General features: G+C 65.0%; 20 protein-coding genes, 1 pseudogene and 2 riboswitches. Of the genes and pseudogenes, 16 read left to right on the top strand and 5 right to left on the bottom strand.

What is annotated here, in order from left to right:
• Nucleotides 1–78: 78 nt before the first annotated feature.
• Complete coding sequence (locus tag ACW7G1_RS04995; protein ID WP_456978623.1) at nt 79–387, bottom strand: hypothetical protein; 309 nt, start codon at nt 385–387, stop codon at nt 79–81.
• A 565-nt stretch (nt 388–952) separates the two neighbouring features.
• Between ACW7G1_RS04995 and ACW7G1_RS04990 the strand changes: the two genes are divergently transcribed.
• Nucleotides 953–3,016 carry a M2 family metallopeptidase gene (locus tag ACW7G1_RS04990; RefSeq protein ID WP_456978622.1) on the top strand — a complete coding sequence of 688 codons (2,064 nt, stop codon included), beginning with the start codon at nt 953–955 and terminating at the stop codon, nt 3,014–3,016.
• A gap of 100 nt (nt 3,017–3,116) precedes the next feature.
• On the opposite strand, the gene ACW7G1_RS04985 is transcribed toward ACW7G1_RS04990, so the two are convergent.
• Nucleotides 3,117–4,412, bottom strand: a complete 1,296-nt coding sequence (locus ACW7G1_RS04985) for a multidrug effflux MFS transporter (RefSeq protein ID WP_456978621.1) — start codon at nt 4,410–4,412, stop codon at nt 3,117–3,119.
• 89 nt (nt 4,413–4,501) lie between these two features.
• A riboswitch (glycine riboswitch) is annotated at nt 4,502–4,601 on the top strand.
• A riboswitch (glycine riboswitch) is annotated at nt 4,602–4,708 on the top strand. It begins immediately after the preceding riboswitch.
• A gap of 42 nt (nt 4,709–4,750) precedes the next feature.
• Between ACW7G1_RS04985 and gcvP the strand changes: the two genes are divergently transcribed.
• The 8 genes from gcvP to ACW7G1_RS04945 all read left to right on the top strand — a co-directional run bounded on the left by gcvP (nt 4,751) and on the right by ACW7G1_RS04945 (nt 14,900).
• Nucleotides 4,751–7,642 (top strand): aminomethyl-transferring glycine dehydrogenase, encoded by a 2,892-nt coding sequence (gcvP, locus tag ACW7G1_RS04980; RefSeq protein ID WP_456978620.1) that lies wholly within the window; start codon nt 4,751–4,753, stop codon nt 7,640–7,642.
• Between the two features lie 119 nt (nt 7,643–7,761).
• Nucleotides 7,762–7,983 carry an AbrB/MazE/SpoVT family DNA-binding domain-containing protein gene (locus ACW7G1_RS04975; protein ID WP_456978619.1) on the top strand — a complete coding sequence of 74 codons (222 nt, stop codon included), beginning with the start codon at nt 7,762–7,764 and terminating at the stop codon, nt 7,981–7,983.
• Nucleotides 7,984–7,988: 5 nt separating this feature from the next.
• Nucleotides 7,989–8,429: a type II toxin-antitoxin system death-on-curing family toxin gene (locus tag ACW7G1_RS04970; protein WP_456978618.1), complete on the top strand. Its 441-nt coding sequence runs from the start codon at nt 7,989–7,991 to the stop codon at nt 8,427–8,429.
• 41 nt (nt 8,430–8,470) lie between these two features.
• Nucleotides 8,471–10,342 carry an FUSC family protein gene (locus ACW7G1_RS04965; RefSeq protein ID WP_456978617.1) on the top strand — a complete coding sequence of 624 codons (1,872 nt, stop codon included), beginning with the start codon at nt 8,471–8,473 and terminating at the stop codon, nt 10,340–10,342.
• 47 nt (nt 10,343–10,389) lie between these two features.
• On the top strand, nt 10,390–11,853 hold the full coding sequence (locus ACW7G1_RS04960) for a M64 family metallopeptidase (protein ID WP_456978616.1): 1,464 nt from the start codon (nt 10,390–10,392) through the stop codon (nt 11,851–11,853).
• A 50-nt stretch (nt 11,854–11,903) separates the two neighbouring features.
• Nucleotides 11,904–12,866 (top strand): GlxA family transcriptional regulator, encoded by a 963-nt coding sequence (locus ACW7G1_RS04955; protein ID WP_456978615.1) that lies wholly within the window; start codon nt 11,904–11,906, stop codon nt 12,864–12,866.
• A gap of 109 nt (nt 12,867–12,975) precedes the next feature.
• Entirely contained in the window at nt 12,976–13,986 is a 1,011-nt protein-coding gene (locus ACW7G1_RS04950; RefSeq protein ID WP_456978614.1) for a DJ-1/PfpI family protein, read from the top strand.
• A gap of 62 nt (nt 13,987–14,048) precedes the next feature.
• Nucleotides 14,049–14,900: a S1 family peptidase gene (locus tag ACW7G1_RS04945; protein WP_456978613.1), complete on the top strand. Its 852-nt coding sequence runs from the start codon at nt 14,049–14,051 to the stop codon at nt 14,898–14,900.
• 18 nt (nt 14,901–14,918) lie between these two features.
• On the opposite strand, the gene ACW7G1_RS04940 is transcribed toward ACW7G1_RS04945, so the two are convergent.
• The gene (locus tag ACW7G1_RS04940; RefSeq protein WP_456978612.1) at nt 14,919–15,332 is read right to left on the bottom strand and encodes a VOC family protein; all 414 of its coding nucleotides are present in this window, start codon (nt 15,330–15,332) and stop codon (nt 14,919–14,921) included.
• Nucleotides 15,333–15,518: 186 nt separating this feature from the next.
• Between ACW7G1_RS04940 and ACW7G1_RS04935 the strand changes: the two genes are divergently transcribed.
• The 4 genes from ACW7G1_RS04935 to ACW7G1_RS04920 all read left to right on the top strand — a co-directional run bounded on the left by ACW7G1_RS04935 (nt 15,519) and on the right by ACW7G1_RS04920 (nt 17,564).
• Nucleotides 15,519–15,869 carry a nucleotide pyrophosphohydrolase gene (locus ACW7G1_RS04935; RefSeq protein ID WP_456978611.1) on the top strand — a complete coding sequence of 117 codons (351 nt, stop codon included), beginning with the start codon at nt 15,519–15,521 and terminating at the stop codon, nt 15,867–15,869.
• An 81-nt stretch (nt 15,870–15,950) separates the two neighbouring features.
• Nucleotides 15,951–16,502 (top strand): PAAR domain-containing protein, encoded by a 552-nt coding sequence (locus ACW7G1_RS04930; RefSeq protein WP_456978609.1) that lies wholly within the window; start codon nt 15,951–15,953, stop codon nt 16,500–16,502.
• Nucleotides 16,499–17,203 (top strand): N-acetylmuramoyl-L-alanine amidase, encoded by a 705-nt coding sequence (locus ACW7G1_RS04925; RefSeq protein WP_456978608.1) that lies wholly within the window; start codon nt 16,499–16,501, stop codon nt 17,201–17,203. The genes ACW7G1_RS04930 and ACW7G1_RS04925 overlap by 4 nt, the downstream gene beginning before the upstream one ends.
• A 22-nt stretch (nt 17,204–17,225) precedes the next feature.
• Nucleotides 17,226–17,564 carry a hypothetical protein gene (locus ACW7G1_RS04920; RefSeq protein ID WP_456978607.1) on the top strand — a complete coding sequence of 113 codons (339 nt, stop codon included), beginning with the start codon at nt 17,226–17,228 and terminating at the stop codon, nt 17,562–17,564.
• A 14-nt stretch (nt 17,565–17,578) separates the two neighbouring features.
• Here the strand turns inward: ACW7G1_RS04920 and ACW7G1_RS04915 are convergent.
• A pseudogene (locus ACW7G1_RS04915) lies at nt 17,579–18,358 on the bottom strand (type I restriction-modification enzyme R subunit C-terminal domain-containing protein); the annotation flags it as partial.
• 273 nt (nt 18,359–18,631) lie between these two features.
• Here ACW7G1_RS04915 and ACW7G1_RS04910 point away from each other — a divergent pair.
• The 3 genes from ACW7G1_RS04910 (at nt 18,632) to ACW7G1_RS04900 (ending at nt 23,601) form a co-directional block, all read left to right on the top strand.
• The gene (locus tag ACW7G1_RS04910; protein WP_456978606.1) at nt 18,632–19,090 is read left to right on the top strand and encodes a hemerythrin domain-containing protein; all 459 of its coding nucleotides are present in this window, start codon (nt 18,632–18,634) and stop codon (nt 19,088–19,090) included.
• Between the two features lie 162 nt (nt 19,091–19,252).
• Nucleotides 19,253–23,242, top strand: a complete 3,990-nt coding sequence (locus ACW7G1_RS04905) for a chemotaxis protein CheB (RefSeq protein WP_456978605.1) — start codon at nt 19,253–19,255, stop codon at nt 23,240–23,242.
• Nucleotides 23,239–23,601 (top strand): response regulator, encoded by a 363-nt coding sequence (locus ACW7G1_RS04900; RefSeq protein ID WP_456978604.1) that lies wholly within the window; start codon nt 23,239–23,241, stop codon nt 23,599–23,601. Before ACW7G1_RS04905 ends, ACW7G1_RS04900 begins: the two co-directional genes overlap by 4 nt.
• On the opposite strand, the gene ACW7G1_RS04895 is transcribed toward ACW7G1_RS04900, so the two are convergent.
• A complete protein-coding gene (locus ACW7G1_RS04895) occupies nt 23,598–24,959 on the bottom strand; it encodes a sulfatase-like hydrolase/transferase (RefSeq protein WP_456978603.1) in 1,362 nt (453 codons plus the stop codon). The two genes, ACW7G1_RS04900 and ACW7G1_RS04895, sit on opposite strands and share 4 nt — an antisense overlap.
• Between the last annotated feature and the right edge of the window lie 69 nt (nt 24,960–25,028).

Raw genomic sequence — 25,028 nt, 5'->3', positions numbered from 1 at the left:
GTAAGGGGGTACGCACGCATTGGCCCTTTGGCAAACCACTCCCAGGCGGGCCCGGCATGGGAGCTGATGGAGGTGCGGCTATTCGTCGCTGACCGAACCGATGTTGATGATGGCCTTGGAGCCGGAGCCCGACGCCTGGTTGTGGATCGAGCCACTCACCGAAACCGTTTGGCTATTGCTACCGACTTTGGCCTTGCTACCGCTGATTGATCCGATGTTGACCTGGGCTTTGGCGCCGGATCGCGCCTCGTTGCTGATGCTTCCCGAGACATTGACCGTCTGCGAGTTGCTGCCACTGATCACGACTTGCTTCTGCGCAAAGACGGACCCAGATGCCGCCACCGTCAGGGCTGCCGTCATAGCCAGGATTCGAGCCGTATTTTTCATGCCGTTCCTCATCGTTGTCGCTTCAGGTGAGTCGTCCCGGGTGAGTCGTACCGGGTAAATACGCAAGCAGGCATCCGGACCACAACCTGCCGCTCAGCGTCACCCTTCCTGTTAACTATCGGGGTGTCAAATCAATTTTTTGTGACATCCGGCCTTACCTAAACGAGTGATTCAGGCTTATAAAACCCGCTACCCAGTGGTGCTTTATCTTCAAGTTGTCTGATTTTAAGAGAACTTAATGGAAGTTAAGGGATTTTAAGCGCAACGGGACGTTTGCTTGGCGACCGGTTCCACGCAAATCCCCTCTATCTGCCATCTCCCCTGAAGGCAGAAGCGGCCTTTTCCCTGGCTCAGGGAAAGTGACATTTTGCGTCAGCCATCACAATCCGATCGGACTGCTGTACGCATTGCCGGCGGCGCACTCAGGCAGCGATGGAAGACGTACCCAACGCATTGGCCGGTCTCCCGGCGCACCTTGACGCCCGCTTGCGCGGCGCTTGAGGTGGCTCTAGCCTTCCTAGGTTCGGCGCGACGCACGCGCTTCATGCAAAGGGAGCCTCCCCAGATGAAACTCGCACGCGCATTACTGGCGATCAGCATTACCGCAGCCGTGTTCGGGCTTGCCGGCTGCGACAAATCCCCCATTCCTGGCGAAGCTCCCCCGGCTGCCACGGCCCCCGCGCCAGCCAACGAGACGGCGGATCAGTTCGTCGCCCGGGTCAATGCCGAGATCAAGGCGATGTACCCCGAGCTGACCACGCCGCAATGGCTGTCCTCTACCTACATAGGCGACGACACCCAACTTCTGGCGGCCAAGTCCAACGAGCGCTACCTGTCCCAGCTCAACACCTGGATCAAGCAGGCCAAGCGCTTCGAAGGCCAGCAGATGTCGCCGGAAACCGCGCGCTCGATCCAGTTGCTGAAGCTCTCCACCTCGATGCCGGCACCGTCGGACCCGGCCGAACTGGCGGAATTGACGCGCATCGCCACCAGGATGGAAGGCGTCTACGGCGCCGGCGAGTACTGCACCGGCGAAGGCGATGCCAAACAATGTCGCCAACTCGGTGCGCTGGAAGAGGTGCTACGCAACAGCCGCGATTACGACGCCCAACTCGACGCGTGGCGCGGCTGGCACACGATCTCCCAGCCGATGCGGAAGGATTACGTGCGGTTCGTGGAGCTGGTGAACAAGGGCGCCGATGAGATGGGCTTCGCCGATGCCGGCGAGATGTGGCGTTCGGGCTATGACATGAGTCCGGTCGAACTGGCGGCGGAAACCGACCGGTTGTGGAGCCAGGTCAAGCCGCTGTATGAGCAACTGCATTGCTATACCCGCACCCGGATGGCCGCCGAATACGGCGCGGACAAGGCCGAAGTCGCTGGTGGCATGTTGCCAGCGCACTTGATGGGCAACATGTGGCAGCAGGACTGGAGCAGTTTGTGGGATATCGTCGCGCCCTACGAGAACGCCGGCAGCCTGGATATCACCACGTCGCTGGAATCCCGCTACCGCCAGATCCACGCCCAGAAGCTCGCCCAATACAGCGGCGAACGCAATCCGGCCGCGCTGGCCCAGCTTGAACAGGATGCACTGGACGCCTCGGCGAAACAGATGACCAAGCGTGCCGAGGACTTCTACGTCTCGCTGGGCCTGCAGAAGCTGCCTGACAGCTATTGGGAGAAGGCCCAGTTCATCAAACCGCGCGACCGCGACGTGGTCTGCCACGCCAGCGCGTGGGACATGAACATGGAAGGCGATGTGCGCACCAAAATGTGCATCCACCCGAACGAGGAAGACTTCACCACGATCTACCACGAGCTGGGCCACGTGTATTACTACCTGGCCTACAACGATTTGCCGCCGATCTTCCAGACCGGCGCCCACGACGGCTTCCACGAGGCGATCGGCGACACCGTGGTGCTGGCGATGACGCCGAAATACCTGGAGTCGATCGGCCTGGTCGATGCCCAGCAACAAGGCGAGGAGGCACTGATCAATGCCCAGATGCGCATGGCGCTGTCCAAGGTTGCGTTCCTGCCGTTCGGGCTGATGATCGACCGCTGGCGCTGGGGCGTGTTCGACGGTTCGATCACGCCGGACCACTACAACCAGGCCTGGTGGGACCTGAAGGCCAAATACCAGGGCGTGGCACCGGTGCAGGAGCGCGGCGAGCAGTTCTTCGATCCGGGCGCCAAGTACCATGTTCCGGGAAATACCCCGTACACACGCTACTTCCTCGCCCACGTCCTGCAATTCCAGTTCTACAAGTCGCTATGCGATGCGGCCGGCTACACCGGCCCGCTGCATGAGTGCAGTTTCTACGGCAACAAGGCGGCTGGCGAGAAGTTGCAGGCGATGTTGAGCAAGGGTGCCAGCCAGCCATGGCAGCAAACCCTGAAGGAATTGACCGGCGGCGAGCAGATGGACGCGTCCGCGATTCTGGAGTATTTCGCCCCGCTGCAAGGCTGGCTGAAGCAGCAAAACGAAGGTGGCACCTGCGGTTGGCAGCCCAGCGCGGTGGCGGCAGCCGTCCCGGCGTCCACGCCTGGAGCCGAGCCCGCGGCGAAGGCGGAAGCGCCAGCCGAACCCGACGCCAACGCGCCACCCGGGGCCGATACCGACAACTGAGTCGCGATAACCCATCGCCCGGCAATCCGGGCAGCAGAAACGACAAAGGCCGGCGCAAGCCGGCCTTTGTCGTGTGACACCTGACCGGCCCAACGGCCGGTCAGATCGACTCGTTTGGCATCCTGCCCGCGCCATGGCTGTTGCCCGCGGCAGTCCGCGCCGATAGCGACTCCCACAGCCAGAACAACCAGCCCGTGAATACCAACACCGCTGCCGCCAGCGCCAGCCACAACGCGCTATGGCTGAGCCACGGCGAAACCACGCCGGCAATCACTGCGTTCAGCACCAGCGAGGTGAATGCCTGCAATGACGAGGCTGCGCCGCGCATGCGTGGATACATGTCCAGGATGGCCAGGGTCACGATCGGGAACACCAACGCGATGCCGAACGCATTGAGGCTGATCGGGATGATCGCCCAGGGCATTTGTGGAGTATCGGTCCATAGGTTGTAGCCCAGCCCCAGCGCAACGGCGACTCCGGACACCGAGAAACCGATCGCCACCAACCTTGCCCCACTGATCCTGCCCGCGGCTCGCCCGGACAGATAGGCACCCGCCACCATCCCGCCAATCATGGGGATGAAGAACCAGCCGAAATCCCCTTCATCCATGGGTTGCCCGTGGCGCTGCAACAAGTCGAGCACGAACGCCGGCGCAGAGGCGATAAACAGGAACAACGCAGAGAAGTTAAGCGCCGCGCACGCGGCCAGTCGCTGGAAGCGGGGGTTGAGCAGGATCGCGAGATAGTCGCGCCACAGCCGCGACGGCACCATCGGCAAACGTGCCTGGACCGGATGGGTTTCCGGCAGCATCCGCCAGGTCACGCCCAGCAACACCACCGAGAACGCCACCAGGAACCAGAAGATCACCGACCAGTGGCTCCAGCCCAGTATCCAGCCGCCAATGACCGGCGCGATCGCCGGCGCAATGCCAAAGATCATCGACACCTGGCTCATCAAGCGTTGCGCGTCGTCGCCGTGCAGCACGTCACGGATCACCGCCCGACCCACGATCAGGCCCACCCCGGCCGACAACCCCTGTACCGCACGGAACACCAGCAGCGTCGTCAGGTCGGTCGACAGTGCACAGCCCACCGAGGCGAGGGTAAATACCGCCAAGCCCCCCAGGATCACCTTGCGCCGCCCCAACGCATCCGAAAGCGGCCCATGCAGCAGGCTGGTCACCGCATAGGCAATCAGGTAAACACTGATGGTCTGCTGCATCGCCAGCTTGTCCGCGCCGAACTCGGCTCCCATCGCCGGGAACGCGGGGAAGATGGTGTCGATCGCGAACGGGCCGAACATGGACAGTCCGGCCAGGATGAAGGTTAGCCGGCGCAAGCCGCCAGCCGATTGCAATGAACGCACGGAAATCCCAGGGCTTCGAGGGGCCCTCATGGTACGGCTTTGCACTCGCGCATACGAAGCACGCCCGGCCGTCCGTGCAACCGCTTATAATCCCGAGGTAACTGCAAACCACTAGCTGCAAACAACCGGTGGGAGAAGCGGCCCATGCCCTGCAGGCCTGGCCCGCTGCCGAAGACGCAACGCCCGTAATCGCTCAGGCTCCCGTACCACCGGTTGTGACAACTCTGGAGAGACCGGTTGAATCCGGCGCCGAAGGTGCGTGAAGCGCAGCCGTCCCGTGGTATCGGACCGCGCTTCCAAAACTCTCAGGCAAAAGGACAGAGGGGCGCCCGCGTGCGGCACGCACGTAGCCTTCGGACGCCCCTGCCATGAGCCACGACACCCAATCCTCCCTGCGCGCGCTTGAGCACCACGACGCCTTCGTCTCACGTCACATCGGCCCCAACGACACCGAAATCGCGCAGATGCTGCGCACCGTCGGCCACGAGTCGCTGGAAGCCTTCACCGATGCCATCGTGCCCGCCTCGATCCGCTCGCCGGAATCGCTGGCGCTGCCAGACGCCGTAACCGAGGTGGATGCGATCGCCATGATCCGCACCATCGCGGACCGCAACCAGGTCTTCCGCAGCTTCATCGGCCAAGGCTATTACGGCACCCATACCCCCAACGTCATCCTGCGCAACATCCTGGAGAACCCGGGCTGGTACACCGCCTACACCCCGTACCAGGCCGAGATCTCGCAAGGCCGGATGGAGGCGCTGATCAATTTCCAGACCATGTGCGCGGACCTGACCGGCATGGAGATCGCCAACGCCTCGCTGCTGGACGAGGCCACCGCTGCCGCCGAGGCAATGACCCTCGCGCGCCGCTCCAGTCGCGCCAAGACCAATGTCTTCTTCGTCTCCAATGGCGTGCATCCGCAGACCCTGGAAGTGATGCGCACCCGCGCTGAACCGCTGGAGATCGAGCTGATGGTGGGCGATGACGCCAGCGCCGCCGATGTCGAGGCCTTTGGCGTACTGCTGCAGTATCCCGACACCTTCGGCGCTGCAAACGACTACGCTGCGCTGGCCGAGGCGGTGCACGCGCGCGGCGGCATCGTCTGCGTGGCAACCGACCTGCTCGCCCTGACCCTGCTGGCCTCGCCTGGCGATTGGGGCGCTGACATCGTGGTCGGCAACACCCAGCGCTTCGGCGTGCCGTTCGGCTTCGGCGGCCCGCATGCCGCCTTCATGGCGTGCCGGGATGCGTACAAGCGATCGATGCCCGGCCGCCTGATCGGCGTGTCGGTCGATGTCGAGGGCAACACCGCCTATCGGCTGACCCTGCAGACCCGCGAGCAGCACATCCGCCGCGAGAAGGCGACTTCCAACATCTGCACCGCGCAGGTACTGCTGGCGGTGATGGCGTCGATGTACGCGGTCTACCATGGCCCCGAAGGCCTGACCCGCATCGCCCGCCGCACCCACCGGCTGACCACGATCCTGGCCGGTGTGCTGCGCAAGGCCGGGGTCGCCGTCAGCGACAACTTCTTCGACACCCTGCACGTTACCGGCATCGATGCCGCCGAACTGCACCACCGGGCCCAGGGCGCGCACATCAACCTGCGGGCCATCGGCAAGGCCAGTGTCGGGATCAGCTTCGATGAGACCACCACCCGCGAGGACGTGATTGCCGTCGCCGGCCTGTTCGGCGCGCAGATCACCGACATCGACGCGCTGGATGCGGAGACCAGCGATGCGTTGCCGGCCGCACTGCTGCGCAAGAGCGAGTTCATGACCCACCCGGTGTTCAACACCCACCACAGTGAGCACGAACTGCTGCGCTACATGCGCGCGCTGTCCGACAAGGACCTGGCGATGGATCGCACCATGATCCCGCTGGGCAGCTGCACGATGAAGCTCAACGCCACCGCCGAGATGATCCCGATCACCTGGCCGGAGTTCGCCAACATCCATCCGCTGGCACCGGCCGATCAGGCGCTTGGTTACAAGGAGTTGATCGACGGGCTGGAGGCGATGCTGGTGGAAATCACCGGCTACGACAACGTCAGCCTGCAGCCCAACTCCGGTGCCCAGGGCGAGTACGCCGGGCTCCTGGCGATCCGCGCCTACCATCGCGCGAACGGCCAGGCCCAGCGCGATATCTGCCTGATCCCCGAGTCCGCCCACGGCACCAACCCCGCCTCGTCGCAGTTGTGCGGGCTGAAGGTGGTGGTGACCAAGTGCGATGCGAACGGCAATGTCGACGTCGAGGACATCCGCGCCAAGGCCGAGAAGTACAGCGACCGGATCGCTGCCTTGATGATCACCTACCCGTCGACCCACGGCGTGTTCGAGGAAGACGTGGTCGAGATCTGCGAGATCGTCCATCAGCACGGCGGCCAGGTCTACACCGACGGCGCCAACATGAACGCGATGGTCGGGCTGGCCAAGCCGGGCAAGTGGGGCTCGGATGTGTCCCACCTCAACCTGCACAAGACCTTCTGCATTCCCCACGGCGGCGGCGGCCCGGGCGTTGGCCCGTGCGCGGTCAAGTCGCACCTGGCGCCGTACCTGCCACGCGCTTTCGGCGAGGACGGCAAGGGCGGCATGGTCAGCGCCGCGACCTTCGGCAGTGCATCCATCCTACCGATCAGCTGGATGTACATCACCCTGATGGGCACCCAGGGCCTGCGCAAGGCCAGCCAGATCGCGATGCTCAATGCCAACTACGTCGCCAAGCGTCTGGAGCCGCACTACCCCACCCTGTACACCGGCCGCAACGGCCTGGTCGCGCACGAATGCATCCTCGACCTGCGCCCGCTGGAGAAGGACACCGGCGTCAGCGCCGAGGACGTCGCCAAGCGCCTGGTCGACTTCGGCTTCCACGCCCCGACCCTGAGCTTCCCGGTCGCCGGCACGCTGATGGTGGAGCCGACCGAGAGCGAATCGCTGCACGAGCTGGATCGCTTCATCAACGCGATGATCCAGATCCGCGAAGAGATCCGCGCGATCGCCGACGGAAAGCTCGACCGCGAGGACAACCCGCTCAAGCACGCCCCGCACACCGCCGCCCAGGTCAGCGCCAGCGAGTGGACCCACGCCTATCCGCGCGAACTGGCCGCATTCCCGCTGGCCGTGCTGAAACAGCAGAAGTACTGGCCGCCGGTCGCCCGCGTCGACAACGTCTACGGCGACAAGAACGTGTTCTGCAGCTGCGTGCCGATCAACGAGTTCGAAGGCGAAATCGAGGCGTTCAGCGAGCCGATGGTGTCCTGACCGCTGCCGCCAGGCGTACGAGACAAGGCTCCGCATCTGCGGAGCCTTTTTTGTTGTCGCTTGTCTTCGCGGGATTCGATATAACATCGGTTATAACTACCTCCCCTTGGTATACGCCCATGAAGCTCAAGATCACCACCATCGGCAATTCCGCCGGCATCATCCTGCCCAAGGAACTGATGGCCCGGCTGCGGTTGGAAAAGGGCGACGAGCTGTTCGCGCTGGAGACGCCCGACGGCGTCAAGCTCACCGTGTATGACCCAACCCTGGCCGCACAGATGGAAGTTGCCGAGCGAATCATGCGCGAGGACCGCGACGTGCTGCGCAAGCTGGCGCAGTGACGGCCATGATCATCTGGATCGAGAGGGCGCTCGCACTGGCCATCCACGACCGCCAGCTCGCCGAGCATGGCGGTGGCAGCGAATTGCGTGACGCCGGGTTGCTGGATTCGGCCCTGGCGCGGCCGCAACAACTCCATGCGTATGGCGATCCGCCACCCGACCTGGCCGACCTTGCCGCCAGCCTCGCGTTCGGGCTGGCGCGCAACCATCCGGTCGTCGACGGCAACAAGCGCACCGCGCATGTCTGCTATCGGGTGTTCCTGCAGCTCAATGGCTTCACCCTGGTCGCAAGCAACGAGGACAAGTACATCTCAATACTCGCCCTCGCCGAAGGCTCGATGCAGGAAGTCGAGTTCGCCGCGTGGCTGCGTCGTCACATCCAGCTTGAACCAGACAGCGTCGTGCACGAGCCGCCGAAGCGTTACGCGGGCAAGGCCAGCGGCTGAAACGCCGTGCCGGCCAGACGATGATCGGCCACAATCGCCGCATGTCGACCACGCCGCCGATCTCGCCCGTCAGCCGCATGCTGCGCGGCATGGCGCACATCCAGCCGCCCACGCCGCGACGCTGGCTGTTCGCATTGCGCGCCAGTGCCTGCATGGGTGCGCCGGTCGTCGCCGGCGCGCTGGCTGGCGACGTACCGGCCGGGCTGATGGCGGGCATCGGCGGATTCACCGCGTTGTACGGCGCCGGCCGGCCCTACCTGAGTCGCGCCAGGCACCTCGCGGTGATCGCATTGGCATTTGCGCTGGCGGTCGGTCTGGGGTTGTGGGCGGGGACGTCGGCGTGGGCGACGGTATCGATGGTCGCGCTCATCGCCATGCTCGCCACCTGGCTGGGCAATGCCCTGCAGATCGGGCCGCCGGGCGCCTACATGTTCGCACTGGCCTGCGCGGCGGGCACCGCGATGCCGGCCGCGCACCTGACCCCGCTGCATGCGGCAACGCTGGTCCTGGCCGGCGGCGGCTTTGCGTGGCTGGTGCACATGGGCGGCGCGCTTTTCCTGCCGCATGGACCGGAACGCAGCGCGGTCGCGGTCGCCGGCACGGCGGTGATCGACTACGTCGCGGCGATCGGCAGTGCCCGCGAAGGCCGGGCCCGCCACCGCGCGGCATTCACCCTGCACCGGGCGTGGTCGGTGCTGGTCAGCCAACAACCGGCGCACGTGCGCGCCGGCGGCACGCTCGGACGCCTGCGCACGCTCAACCATGAGTTGCACCTGCGTTTCGCCGAGGCGATGGGTGCTGCCAGCCGGCAATCGCCGGTGCCGGCTGACCTGCCCGACGACCTCCGCCGGCTGCTGGCACAGGTCCGCGACCCGCGCGAACTTCCCGGCTCCACAACCGGCGAGATACCACTGGGCTACCCGGGCGTCCGGGCAACCTTGCTGGAAGCATTGCAACCCGGCTCCAACTCGCGCCGGGTGATCCTGCGCGTCGGCGTGGCGGCCGTGGTCGCCGGTGCGCTCGGCGCGGCCGTCCACCTCGATCGGGCGTACTGGGCGGTCGCCGCGGCGGTGCTGATGCTCCACCAAGGCTTCGACTGGCTGCGGATGCTCCAGCGCAGTATCGAGCGCCTGCTTGGCACCTGGATCGGATTGCTGCTGGCCGGCGCGATCATCGTCGCGCACCCGCAAGGCCTGTGGCTCGCGCTGGTAGTGATGGCGCTGCAGTTCACCATCGAGATGGTGGTGGTACGCAACTACACGCTGGCGGTGGTGTTCATCACCGGCGCGGCGCTGACCCTCGCCAGCGGTGGGCAACCGGTGGCGTCGCCCGGGAGCTACCTGCTGGCGCGTGGCGTCGACACCCTGGCCGGTTGCGTGGTGGCGCTGCTGGTGTTCCGGCTGATCCCGCCGCGCGCGTCGACCGCGCGGATTCCCGAACAACTGGTCCATGCCCTGCAGGCGGTCGACGCAGTGGTCGTCCACCTCGCCGCCGGCACTGTCACCACGATGGACGCGAAGCACGCGCGACGCCAGCTCCAACACGCCAGTTTCGCCCTCGCCCAGGCGCACGAGGAGAGCCTCGCCGCCTCGCGCCCGCAGCGTCGCGCCGCCGAGCACAGCTGGCCCGCGATCGCCGCGACCGAGCGCCTCGCCTACCGCACCCTGTCGGCCTGCTGGTCGCTGGAACACCTCGCCGGAGACGCCGCGTGCGAGGCCGCCGCGTCGATGTTCCCCGCCGATGGCGAAGCACGCGTGCACCAGGCACTCGACACCCTCGCCGGCGCCGTGCGCGATGGCAGCACGCCCCCGTCACTGCCCCCGATGCCGTCGGTGCTCGAGGCGGAGCTGCGCAACCTGCGTGAATGCCTGGTGCGCGAGTCGCACGTCGGCGCACGCGAGCCTGTCCCGTAGAGGCGCCATGGCCATAGACTCGGGGAAACCATCACCCGGGTGACCCCATGATCCGTCACACCACGACTCGGCGCCTGCCCCAACGACTGCTGGCCAGCCTCGCCCTGCTGTGCCTCCTCCCGTTCGCGTCCGCCAGTACCGTCGTCCAAGCCGTGGCCACCACCGCCGCGCCGCAGACGATGCGGCTCGACTACCTGCACACCGGCGACGCCGATGAGCAGCACTACGCCCTCGACCGCATCGTGATCGAACCGTTGCCGTGGCCGGGCAACCCGGCGCGGCCGGTCGACGACAGCAACCGCGGCAACAACAAGTTCGAAGTGCTCGATGCCGCCACCGGCGAGCTGCTGTATTCGCGCGGCTTCAGCACCGTGTTCGCCGAATGGCACACTACTGAAGAAGCCGGCAGCGTGTCGCGCGGCTTCCAGGAATCGTTGCGTTTCCCGACGCCGACCCAACCCGTCACCTTGCGCATTTACGAGCGCGACGACGCCAAAGCCTTCGTTCCGGTCTGGAGCATCGACGTCGACCCCGCCGCTCTCACCATCCAGCGCAATACCATGCCCTCCACCCTCAAGCCCGTCGCGATCCGCGACAACGGCCCCTCGTCGCAAAAGGTCGATCTGCTGATCCTCGGCGACGGTTACACCGAAGCCGAGCGCGACAAGTTCATCGCCGACGCCCGGCGCCTAAGCGACCACCTGTTCACCGTGTCCCCATTCAAGGAGCGCGCCGCCGACTTCAACGTCTGGGCGTTGATGGCGCCGACCCCGCAATCCGGCATCTCGCGCCCGTCGACCGGCGATTACCACCCCTCCGCGCTCGGCGCGCGCTACGACATCTTCGGCAGCGAACGCTACGTGCTGGCGCTCGACAACCGCGCCCTGCGCGAGATCGCCCAGCACGCTCCCAACGAGTTCATCGAGATCCTGGTCAACAACCAGACCTACGGTGGCGGCGGCATCTTCGGCCAGTTCAGCACCGCCGCGGCCGACAACGCCTTTGCCGACTACCTGTTCGTGCACGAATTCAGCCACCACTTCGCCGGCCTCGCCGACGAGTACTACACCTCGCCGGTGGCCTATGCACCCACCGACGCCAAGGTCGAACCGTGGGAGCCCAACGTCACCGCCCTGCACGACCCCGCCCAACTGAAATGGGGCCACCACGTGCGCGCCGAGACCCCGGTGCCGACCCCGTGGCCGAAGACCGAATACGAAGCGCACCAACGCGAGTTCCAGCAGACCCGCGCCCAGCTGCGCGCCGACAAGCGGCCCGAGGCCGAGATGGAAGCCCTGTTCCGCGAAGAGCTGGCCTACACCGACCAGCTGTTCGCCGATGCCCCGTACAAGGACGCCGTCGGCGCCTTTGAGGGCGCCAACTACGCCGCCACCGGCTACTACCGCCCGCAAATGCAATGCCTGATGTTCGACCGCAGCGACGCCTACTGCCAGGTCTGCGCCGATGCGGTGGCGGAGATCATCGACCTGTATTCGCGGGAGACGCCTTGAGCGCCGTCGATCCGGCGGTCGCGGCATGTGCTCCGACGCGCGTGATCTGCATGCTTGCCTATCCCGATGCGCAGTCGCTCGACATCATCGGCCCGATGGAAGTGTTCGCTTTCGCCAACCGGTTTGCCCTGGAGGACGATCCGCGACAATCACCGATCTATGTGGTGCGCATCGTGGCCCAGCACGCCCAGCCGATCACCTCGGCCTCGGGCCTGCGAATCATTCCCGATATCGCCTGCGACGAACTCCCCGCCAGCGTCGACACCCTGCTGGTCAGCGGCGGCACGTGCGATGCGATGGACCGCGTGCGCGAGGACGCCTGGCTGGTCGCCTGGCTGCGGCAGGCCGCGCTCCGTGTCCGGCGGATCGGCTCGGTCTGCAGCGGCGCGCTGTTGCTCGCCGAGGCGGGTGTGCTCGACGGACGGCAAGCCACCACCCATTGGGATGACGTGGCCGAGCTGGAGCGATGCTACCCCGACGTGCACGTCGTACCCGATGCCATCTACACCCGTGACGCGAACGTCTGGACTTCCGCGGGCATCACTGCCGGCATGGACCTGGCGCTGGCCATGGTGGCCGCCGACCACGGCCAGCCGCTGGCATTGAGAGTCGCCAAGCACATGGTGATGGTGAGCAAACGCTCGGGTGGGCAAAGCCAGTTCAGTCGCCAGCTGGACGAGCTGGAGCTGCCCGACCACTTCGCGCAACTGGCCGGCTGGATCCGCGATCACCTGCACGTCCGGCTCGACGTCAACCTGTTGGCCGGGCGCATGCACATGAGTCCGCGCCAGTTCAGTCGCCGCTTCAATGACGCCTTCGGCATGACCCCGCAGAAGTACGTCGAGCACCTGCGCATCGAAGCCGCCAAGCCATTGCTCGAAAGCACGACCAAGGACCTCCAGCGAATTGCCGCCGATTGCGGCTTCTCATCGGGCGAGGCAATGCGGCGCGCATTCGTGCATCGACTGGGCGTCCGCCCGAACGAGTACCGGCAACACTTCGGCGCGCCCTGATCTCCGGGTGACCAGCGCGAGCATGTCCGGATTGGTGGCCGCGTTGTCCGCATTTGCAGCCGCCACCGCTTCATCATGAACGGACTGTCCATTCCACCGGAGAAATGCCGTGCGCAATTGCCAAGCCGTCGTGGGTGCCGTGCTCGCCCTGTTGCTTTCCCTTGCGCTGCCGCGCCCGGCATGGGCTGCCAACGTGCCTCAGTCGGAGCCAGAAGTGACCGTGGGCATCGTGCTGTTCGATGGCGTCCAGATCATCGATTTCGCCGGCCCCTACGAGGTGTTCGGTGCGGCCGGGTTCGGCGTGGTCACCCTCACCCGTGACGGCAAGCCGATCACCACCACGATGGGGCTCAAGGTCACCCCGGATAATGACTTCGCCAATGCCCCCGACTTCGACATCCTGCTGGTGCCGGGCGGCACTGTTGCCGATGCGCAAAAGGACTCGGCCACCCTCGACTTCATCCGCTCGCGCGCCGTCGGTGTCGATCACGTGCTGTCGGTCTGCACCGGCGCCTTCATCCTGGGCGAGACCGGGCTACTGGACGGCCTGCAGGCCACCACGTTCACCCCCCGGATCGACGGACTGGCCCGCGACTTCCCCAAGGTCGACGTGATCCGCGATGTCCGCTGGGCCGACAACGGCAAGATCATCACCTCGGCCGGCCTGTCCTCGGGTATGGACGCGGCCCTGCACGTCGTCGCCCGTGTGCGCGGCACCGACGTGGCTCGCAGCACCGCGCTTCAGCTGGAATACGACTGGCAGCCCGAAGGCGGATTCATCCGCAGCCTCATGGCCGACCGCTATATGCCGGGGCTGCGGGACGTGGTCTGGCCCGAGGGCACCCAGTTCGATCGCACCGTCTCCGTGGGTGACGAGCAGACCTGGCGCATGCACTTCGATGTCACCAGCCCTGCAGGGCAAGACACCCTGATGGAGCTGATAGCCAACAGCGTCCAATCCACTGGCGACTGGACGCGCAAGGCCAGCACCGATGCATACATCTGGGAAGGCGAGCTGGAAGACCGGCACGTCGTGCTGGAGTTCGAAGCCACGCCCTCCGACACCGCGGAACACTTCGGGCTCGAGGTGACAATCGACGCGGATGAGCCAAAAATTTAAGCGGCTCGGCTTGATTCGACGTCAGCTCAATCGCCAGCCTCCTTCTGACCCCCAGGGTACAAATGAACCGCTATCTTTTTCTGGTGCTGCTTGCGATCTCGTCCACAGCCAGCGCCATCGTGATTCGTACCGACCTTGATGATGCCGCGTACCGGATACCGGCTTCTGCATTCCCGGCACTGGCGGACATGCCCTACGAAGCGCATGGCGTCCTGATTGCGCCTCAATGGGTTGTAACCGCAGCTCATGCAGCGCCATCGCCGCATATGGACGAAATAACCATCGGTGGTGCAGCGCGCAGGATCGAGCGCGTATTCACGCATCCGGGCTACAAAAAGCTGCCTGACGCACGGATCCAGGAAGCACTGGCATCTGGCGATGCATCGAAGATCCATGAGTTTCTTGCATCATCGGATGACATAGCCCTGATCAAACTGGCGTCCTCGGTTACCGATGTAACCCCGGTCGCCCTCTATCGCGGAAGTGACGAAGTCGGGGAGACCATTGAGCTCATAGGCAAGGGGGCAACCGGCAACGGTACCGACGGCCAGCCCCCTCACAGCCCGCACCGCACGGACTTGCGCCATGCCTTCAATGTCGTTGCCGGCGCTGATGCACGCTGGCTTTGGTACGCATTTGATCCACCCCCGGCAGGCCTACCGCTGGAAGGCGCGACCGGTAGCGGCGACAGCGGCGGCCCTGTCGTCATTCGCGACAAGGGTCGGGTGCGTCTCGCGGGTTTGGCCAACTGGGTGAAGTACCCCGAGAGCGACGTCCCGACGATACAACCTGGCCTCTATGGCCAGATCGGCTACAGCATCCGGATTTCCCGGTACGCCAAGTGGATCGACGATACCGTCGCCGCTCAGGGGCACCTGGTCGATCGCCATTCCTCTGAAGAACACGAGCGTTGAAGCCTCGCTACGCCGTTATCAATCCGGCGGCCCCTTGAGCTCCACCACGTTGCCCTCCGGATCGGACAGGTACTGCGACGGCCCCTCGCCCATCGCGCCGTAGCGCGAACCGAACTCGCCGACCTGCACACCATGCGCCTGCAGATGGGCGACGACGGCCTCGCGGTCGAATGGCAGCACCTGCAGGCACAGATGGTCCATGTTGCGACCCTGCGCCCCCGGCGCCGCACCGCCCATGCGCCCGAGCTTGCCCTCGACATCGACCAGGTCGATCAGCGAATCCCCCGCGCGCAACTGCAACAGGCCGATCGCCTCCTGCCGCTTCTCGACCGTGCAGCCGAGGACATCGCAATAGAACGCCTGCATCGCCGCCACGTCGCGGACGCGCAGGACGACATGGTCGAGGCGCTGGAGGGAGAAAGGAATGGGCATTGGCAACTCCGCAGGAAGATGGACGACCGTCTGGCGCGCTTACCTGAGCTTCGTCAGCTTCAGTCGGTAACAATTTGTAACCGACTGACTTCATCGGCCTCACGTATTTTCAACTGGTGACAATCTGTAACCGGTTGGCTGCCGTCATGGGTTTAGGATAGCCCGGACGCCGCCCGGACCCCGCGAATGAGCCAGGACATCGAAGCGCTGCAAGCCGCCCTGCGCGAATTCGCCCGCGAGCGCGAGTGGGGGCAGTTCCACTCCCCGAAGAACCTGGCCGCCGCGCTGTCGGTGGAAGCGGCCGAACTGCTGGAACACTTCCAGTGGCTGACCGAAGCACAGAGCCGCGACCTGCCCGGCGACATGCGCGAACAGGTCGCCGAAGAACTGGCCGACGTCCTGCTCTACCTGCTGCAACTGGCCGACAAGCTGGGCATCGACCCGGTGGATGCCGCGTGGCGGAAGATGGAGGCCAACGGGAAGAAGTATCCAGTGGAGCGGGCGAAGGGGCGGATTACGAAGTACACCGAGTTGTAGGAAGGCACCTGCCGCACCGGCCGAGTTGCCAGCAAGCGGGTGAACCACTAAGTTGACGCAGAGCCATGGAGGGCACTGGACATGTCAAGGAAGCTGATCGTGGTGGGCGACCCCACCGCCGGCGGCGGCACGGTCATCACCGGCACGCCGTTCACCGATATCGATGGAAGCCCGGTCGCACGGGTGGGTGACAAGGCAACCTGTGCGAAGTGCAATGGCACGTTCCCGATCGTCACCGGCGACACAACATTCCTGATCGACGGGCAGCCCGCGGCACGCGAACGTGATGTCCTCGCCTGCGGCTGCAAGCTGATGTCGACCCGTCAGTTTCGGGTCTTCTTGGACGAATGCACCAGCAGCGACCCTGTGGCGGACGCTGCGATGCTTTCGGCGGGATCTCCAGCGTCGGCACGCACGCCTTTGAACGACCCAATCTCGAAGGATTTCGACGAGGCGTTCGTCCTGACATCCGAGTTGACAGGCAAGCCGTTGGCGAATCGCCGGTACCGGATCGTTCGGTCAAGCGGTTCAAACGAGGAAGGAATCACCGATGACCACGGCATGACCCACGTGGTGAAGTCCGTGCGCAGGGAGGACCTCTCCATAGAGGTCGCGCTGGAGGGACCGGCATGACGCACTTCATCCGCGCGGGAGGATCATTCACCTCGCCCGCATCCAACGAACGCCGCAGCCAGTTGGTGCTTCCCGTATACGTGGGCTCCAACGGGTATATCCAGAACGCGGGAATCGTGCAGCAGCCGATCCGTGCGTTGGAAAAGGGCCAGCTGACCGGTCCGCACGCCATTGTCTTGCACCGCACGGTATCGACCACTGCTGCTGGCACACTACGTTCGTTCCAGCGAGGCGTTGGAACCCATTTCCTGGTGGCCAAGGACGGAACCACCTATCAGACCGCCAGCCTGGCGCAGCTGACCTGGCACGTTGGTCCGATTCGCTCCCGCTGCTACCAGGAGTCGACCTGCCAGCCAGACGAGACGCGCCAGATAGACGACCTGGAGCGCAGCGAGTCGTACATGGCGATCCACCGGATGGAGAAGCGCAAGGAATACCCGGCCCGCTACCCGACAAATGGCGACAGCGCGGGCATCGAGGTCGTCGCCATGTGGACGCCACAGCACGGCTGGGATCCAACCACGCCGGAACAGCGAAGCTCCATTGCGCGACTGATTGAGGTCTTGCAGTCGCTCTACTCACTAACGGATGCAGACGTCTATGAGCACGACACCATTTCCCGCAAGACACCTGGCGAGGGTCATGATCTTTACGATGGCGACGGTAGCCTGCCAGCCTCGATCCCTCCCCCATTCTTCTGAGGTCTCGTCCCCGTTGATTCACGTGACAAAGATCCTGAGTGCTGTTCCGGATCCAATGTCCAGCGATTTCAGGAAATTCCCGGGCCAGTGCAGCATATGGATGCTGGACCACGATCAGGCGGAAGCATTCTTCCGATTGAGCATGCCGATCGACGCACGGACCTACGTCCATGAGTACGACACATCCCGCTGCATGATCGAGGGGGAGTTGATCGAGGATGGGGTGCGCTGGGACTTCAGAATAAATGGCGGTGCGAAGGGGTACTGGATGCAGGGAGAGAACGTCCGTTATTTCGGCTGCACCGCACCGGCGTGCGAGGAGCTCGTTATCTTCATGCAACCTCGGATGGAGGCGGAGTAACCCGGCAATCGACCCTAACGCGGATCCTGGTAGAGGTACTTCTGAAACCCGATAAACACGTTGCGGATCTGCTCGGGTGTGCCCAGGTCGGCAGCCGCATCGGAGATGGCGTGGTACTTGAGCCGCAACAGCGGTGACAGCTTGTCGAGATCGAGTTCGTCAACGCCCTGATCCACGTAGTGGCCCAGTACGAACTCCAGGAACGCCAGCTGGCGGTTGCTCTTGTAGCTGGTGCTCATGCTCGCCTTGGCCATGACCGCACGCTCCCCGCGCGTGATCGGCGCGCGCGTGTAGGCCACGTAAGCCAGCACATCGAACAGGTCGCTGTCTTCGGCCTCAATGGCCTTCTGCATTTCGGCCAGCGCGTCGCGGCCGAAGCCTTTCTCCCCCAGGCCGGTCAGCAGCGCCTTGCGGGTGGCAGACTCGCTCCATATCTCCCGCAGCTGATCTTCGTCCTTGAAGAACTCCGGCAACGTGCCGAACAGGCTTTCGAGAAACTGCGCGGCCGACATCGGCTTGCCGTCTGCGCTCCAGAACGTCGTGGCCATCATGCTCTGGATCTGGCGAGCCTTGCCGTCGGCCAGCTTGACCTGGATCTTCACTGGCCGCGGCTCCGGCGGCTTCGGCTCGCGCGGCGGCGACGGATCATCATCATCGCTGGGCGGGCGCGGACCCGGCGACTCCGGATCGATCGGCTCGCCGTCCCATTCCGGGTCGCTGAAGTGGTGGTGCGCTTTCACGAAATCGTAGACGGCGAAGAAATCCTTGCCGTCGTACAGGCGGGTGCCTCGGCCCGGGTGAAGCGGTCGGTGAGTGCAGTCTCGCCGGGGGCACTGCACCGTTCAGCGATGTCGACGTGATGGTAGTGGCCACCTATGGCTTCGCCGAGACCGTACTGGCGTTGGAGCCCGCGCAGGCCGCGTTGCGCAAGAAACGCAGTATCAATGATTACTCGGGTGATCTGATCGAACCCGAGTCGCTCCGATTTACTTGGTTGACCCAGGCATGCGCGGCCTTGACGCCGGTTCGGGCATGGTCGACCACTCCCCCGCTCCCGGAGCCCCGCCATGCCCGACACTCTCTACGACGCCCTACGCGAAAGCCATGAGATCCAACGTTCATTGTTACGCAAGCTGTTGCGCAGCAAGCCGGGCACGCAGGCGCGGATCAGCCTGTTCAAGGACGTGCGGGTAGAGCTGGAGGCGCACGAGGCGGCCGAGGAGCGCTACCTCTACGCCCCGATGCTGATGGACGACGCCGGTCTGGACTCGGCCCGCCATGCCCTGCATGAGCATCACCAGATCGACGAACTGGTTGCCGACGTGCAGGCGCTGAAGCCCGACGGCGATGCCTGGATCGAGAAGGCACGCGAACTCTCGCACGAGGTGCACCACCACCTGCGTGAGGAGGAGAAAAAGTTCTTCCAGATGTCCGGGAAGATCCTCAGCGAGGCGCAGAAGACGCGCCTGGCCGGGCAGTATCGGCGGGACTACGCGCGGATGCGTAAGCAGTTGGAGAAGGATTGACGTCAGTCAGACCCAGGGGTCCTGCAGCACGATGTTGGCATGGCGGTCGGAGCCGGTGGAGACCATCGCCAGTGCCAAGTCCATGCCTCCTGGCGCATCCATTCACATCGCCCCCCTGCGGCGCCCGTGCATACTGGCTTCCCGCCGTGTGACGTCTCCCATATGCCGCAAGAAAACGCCAAGCCTTCGGGCGACACCGGCCCCGGCGCCACCAGCGTAGCTGTCGCTCCCGAGCAGGCCGCAAGGCCGGACGCTGGGGCGACGGACGCCGGGACCGCGTCGTTACCGGACACCGGGCCGCTGCTGATTGTCGGCATAGGCGCGTCCGCCGGCGGACTGGAGGCCTTCAAGAACTTCTTCGCGCAGATGCCAGTCAACAGCGGCATGGCGTTCGTGCTGGTCCAGCACCTGGCGCCACAGCACACCAGCCTGCTGACCGAACTGATCGGTCGTGGCACCGCGATGCCGGTACTGGAGGCCGTCGACGGCGAACCGGTGCAGGCCGACCACATCTACGTGATCCCACCGGACGCCACCCTGACGATCGTCGACGGCGCGCTGGCGGTCAGCAAGCCCGCGCCGCCGCGGCAATACCGCTGGCCAATCAATACGTTTTTTACTTCGCTGGCGCATGACCAGGGCGACTGTGCGGTGTGCATCGTGCTGTCGGGCACCGGTAGCGATGGCGCCCGTGGCCTGCGCGCAGTCAAGGAATGCGGTGGCCTGACTCTGGCCCAGTCCGGCTTCGACCACGTCGCGATGACCGGCATGCCGGCCAGCGCCGCCGCCACCGGCCTGGTCGACGCCATCCTGCCGGTAGAGGAGATGCCGGCGCGGCTGCTCGCCCATCTGCAGCATCTGCGGGCCACCGACAGCGACAAAGGCGCGGACGGTGAACGCCAGGACCTGGCCGCGCACCTGCGCACGATCTGTCGCCTGTTGCGTGCCGAGGTCGGACACGACTTCAGTCAATACAAGGAGAAGACCCTGACCCGGCGCATCCAGCGCCGCATGCATGTGGTCCAGGTCGAGACGGTCCCCGGTTATATCGATTATCTACGCGGGCACCCCGAGGAGCACCAGCAATTGTTCCGCGAGGTGCTGATCGGGGTCACCGAGTTCTTCCGTGACCCCAAGGCGTTCGAGGCGTTGCAAACCACGGCGATCCCGAAGTTGCTGGCCAGCAAGGGCGCCGACGACGTGGTGCGGGTCTGGGTATCGGGTTGTGCCACTGGCGAGGAGGCTTATTCCATCGCGATCGCGTTGCGGGAGGCCATGGGCCTGCATGACAAGGCCGACCCGAAGGTGCAGATTTTCGCCACCGACATCGACGACCGCGCGGTCAGCGCCGCCCGTGCGGGACGCTACAAGTCACCGCTGGTCGGCGTCTCCGAGCAGCGTCAGGAGCGCTGGTTCACCCGGGACGGTGACGACTGGTGCGTGGCCAAGTCGATCCGCGAGATGTGCGTGTTCTCGCCGCACAGCGCGATCAAGGACCCGCCGTTCTCGCGCATGGACCTGGTGTCGTGCCGCAACCTGCTGATCTACCTCAATTCCGACCTGCAGGAACGATTGTTGCGAACCTTCCATTACGCGCTGCGACCGGATGGTTACCTGCTGCTGGGCTCATCGGAGGGCCTTGGCCGTAGCGCCAAGCTGTTCACCGTGATCAACAAGAGCCACCGTCTCTACGCCCGCCGCGCCGACAGCGGGGTCGGCTTGCCGGCGCTGCCCGAGCGCGGCAAGCCGGCGCGCGACACGCCGGCGAAGCGCGGCACCGAGACGCGGGCCGGCAGCGGGGCCCAAGACTGGATCGACCTCGGCGCACGCCGAGCACTGGAGAAGTACTCGCCAGCCTATGTGGTGATCGACGAGCAGCACGACATCGTGCGCTTCGCCGGCAACACCGGGCGCTACCTGGAGCCGGCGGCGGGCGCGGCCAGCCTCAACCTGTTCGGGTTATTGCACCGTGGCCTGCGGGTGGCCGCGCGCAGCGTGGTAAAACAGGCCGTAGACGCTGGCAAGCCGGTACTGCAGAGCGGTTTGAGCGTGTCGATCGGTGACCAGTGTCAACGCCTGCGGCTGATCGCGGTACCGCTACCCATCCGCGATGCCGGCGTGCCGCTGTGCGTGCTGGCGTTCGACGAGATTGAAACGGTGCCGGCCGGCGAAGCCGACAGCGACCATTCCGACGATCGCGGCACCGCGGTGGTCCAGGGACTGGAAGACGAACTGGCCAACGCACGCGCCGAGTTGCAGGCCGCGATCGAGCAGCAGGCGATGACCGGCGAGGAAATGAAGTCGACCAACGAGGAGTACCAGTCGGTCAACGAAGAGCTGCAATCGTCCAACGAAGAGCTGGAAACCTCCAAGGAGGAGATGCAGTCGATCAACGAAGAGCTGCAGACGGTCAATGCGGAGATCCAGGACAAGAACGACAGCCTCGCCCACCTCAACAACGACCTGCAGAATCTGCTCGACAGCACCCAGATCGCGACCCTGTTCCTGGACGCGCAGTTGCGGGTCAGCAACTTCACCCCGGCGATGACCGCGGTGTACCACCTGCGCGACAGCGACCGCGGCCGGCCGATCACCGAGATCGCCTCGCGGATCGACTACCCGGACCTGCGGCACGACGCCGGCCAGGTGCTGCGTACCCTGGCCATGGTCGAGCGCGAGTTGCCGGCCAGCGACTCCGGACTGCTGTTCCAGTTGCGCATTCGCCCGTACCGCACCGTCGACAACGTCATCGACGGCGTGGTGCTGACCTTCGTCGACATCAGCGAACGCCAGCAGTACCGGATCGAGCGCGCCCGGTTGGCGGCAATTGTCGACTCCTCACGGGAGATGATCATCGGCCATCGCCTGGACGGCACCATCACCAGCTGGAATGCCAGTGCCCATCGGATCCTGGGCCATACGGCGAGCCAGGCGATTGGTCAATCGATCTCGGTCCTGGCACCCGACAGCACCGAGCAGACCCGGCAACTGCTGGAGGCATGCGCGAAGCACCGCGGATCGACCGAAATGGAAATGCAGTGGGTGCGACAGGACGGCAGCCAGGTACCGGTCGCCGTAACGTGTTCGCCGGTGCTGGACATGGACGGCACGGCCATCTCCGGGTCGTTGATCGCCCGCGATAACAGCGAGCGGCAACGCATCGATGCCGAGTTGAAAGCCAGCCAGCGCCACCTGGAGCAGCTGATCGAGCAGACGACGGTCGGGATCGCCGAAATCGACGCCACCGGCCGGTTCCTGAAAGTCAACCCGGCCTACTGCACCATCGTGGAACGCAGTGCCGAAACCCTGGCCGGGATGCGCAAACAGGACATCACCCATCCCGACGACGTGCCCGGTTACATGGGGCAGCTGCACACACTAATGGCAGGCGGCCCAGCGTTCCAGATGGAGAAACGCTATCTGCGGCCCGACGGATCGGAGGTCTGGGTCGACAACAGTGTCTCCCTGCTCACCGATCCGGGCGGCAGGCCCGATCGGGTGCTGGCGATACTGCAGGACATCAGCGAACGTCACCGCGCGGCCGAGTACCAGCAATTGTTGCTGGGCGAGCTCAACCACCGGGTCAAGAACACCCTGGCCAGCGTGCAGGCCATTGCGCAGCAGACGGCGGCCCACTCCACGGACCTGGACCAGTTCCGCGCCACGTTCCTGTCACGCCTGCATGCCTTGTCCAACACCCATAACCTGCTGGCCGTCGACGCCTGGAGCGGCGCGGGGCTGCGCGAGATCGTGCTCAGCGAGCTGGCGCCCTACCAGCATGACAACGAAAGCCGGGTCCAGTTGAGCGGCGCAGCCCTGAAGCTCAACCCCAAGGCCGCTCTGGCACTGAGCATGACCCTGCACGAGTTGGCAACCAACGCGGCCAAGTACGGCGCGCTGTCGGTGCCCGACGGGCGGGTCGCGGTGCAATGGGAGACACGCGTGTCCGAACAGGTGCCGTGGCTGCACCTGCTGTGGACCGAGAGTGGTGGACCCCCGGTCACCCCACCGACCCGGCGGGGCTTTGGTTCACGCCTGATCAGCGAGGGACTTGGATACGAGCTGCAAGGCACGGCGGCACTGCAGTTCGATCCGGCCGGCGTGACCTGCCGGATCGAATTGCCGATGGCGGAAATCGAGAGCCCATTGTGAACACCGGTCTCGCCCCCGGGTGCCTGCTGATCGTCGAGGACGAGATGCATCTGGCGATGATGCTCGAGGACATCCTGGTTGATGCCGGTTATCGCGTACTCAAGGCCTCGCGGGTGCCCACCGCGCTCGCGCTGGCGACGGCGGAGCCCATCGACGGTGCGATCCTCGACATCAATCTGGCCGGAGTGCAGGTATTCCCGGTGGCGCAGGCACTGCGCGAACGCGACATCCCATTCCTGTTCACCTCCGGCTACGGCGAGGACGGCCTGCCGGACGACTACCACGGCTGCCCAATGTTGCAGAAGCCGTATGTAGTGGCACAGCTGAAACAGGCGGTGAGAACCCTGTTGCGCGACTAGTGCTGCACGGGTACCGGCGCAATCACGACATACGGCACGCGTGCGGGATCGAACAGCGCACGGGTCCCTGCATCCAGGAACGGCGGCGCATGGTCGCCAACCAGGACAATGGTGGTGTCACCAGGCATCCGGGTCTGCAGGCTGTGGACGATGTCCACGAACAAGGCGTTGTGCCACGCCAGCAGGTTGCAGACCTCGGGGTTGGCCCGGCTCACCGGGTGGGCTTCGCATATTGCCTGGTCGATGCTCGCGTCCGGGCTCGGTACCGGCAGGTGGGTCGAGATCGTCAGCCAGTAGCTGAAGGTACGCTGGTCCCGCAACTGCCGCACGTGCTCGACCAATGCCTTCCATGCCGCCCGGTCGCAAACCCCGTTGAACGCCACCCCGCATCGCCGCGGCTTATCCAGCAGCTGGCTGAACCGGGAACCAAACCAGATCTCATCAAAGCCGAGGGCCGGATACCAGAGGTTGCGACTGAAGAAGGTCCCCATGAACCCGTGCGCTGCCAGTGTTGTATAGCCAGCCTTGCGCATGCGTGCAGGCAGGCAGTTTTCGGCCGGCAGTGCGTCCGGATCAGGATGCACGGAAAGCATCCTGATGCCGCAAAGCTCGCGCAACTCGGCAGGCACCGTGGAGCCTTCAAAGCCGACGTAACCCGATGACTGCACGGCAAAGCGCGGGTTATCCGCAAGTCCGTCGAAGGCTCGCAACTGCAGCGAGTTGAGGTCGGCATCCACATAGGAACCCAGTGATTCCACCAGCACCAGCACGATATGACGTGACATCGGATCGGCACTGGCGAGTCGGTCGCCGAGGACGCTGCTGGCCGCAGCCATCGACTGCTGCACCTGGTCGCCGGGATCGGAATCCCACGTCGCCAAGGCGATGCGCAGGCTGTTGGCGGTCGAAGCCGCCAGGTTGGGCGCGACCACGGAAGCCCCCAGCGCCTCCACCCTGTGGCCGGAAACGCGAACATCGACGACGACCGCCACCAGCGCCATGACCAGGCAAGTCACGGTCACGATCGGCTTGCTGCGGGAGCACACCCAGGACTTGGCCATCAGCCACGTACACAAGCCCGCAACGGCCAGGACAAGCCCCGTTTGGGTCACGACGTAGACCGGGCCGAGTGACAGCAGCTCGGTCGCCGACCCCAGTACGCTGGCAATGCTGAGGTGGTAACCGGGGGCAATCGCGAACAACAGGTCGGCGCAGATAAGTACGAATACCGCGAACGCGACCACCCGGTTCCCCAGCCAGATGCACACCGCGCCAACGATCAGATAGTCGAGATTGACCCAGGCCCGATCGATAAACCAGACACGGCCCAGCAGCGCGAAAAGCAGGTTGGGAAGCAACAGGAAAGCAACCAGGACCCACGTAATACGGGCCCAGGTCGAGGTCCGTCGAACCGGCGAAACCCGCCG

The sequence above is a fragment of the Lysobacter sp. A378 genome, from assembly GCF_054052125.1.
Note: the sequence above shows the minus strand (reverse complement) of the source record. Positions and strands in the feature narration are given on the sequence as shown.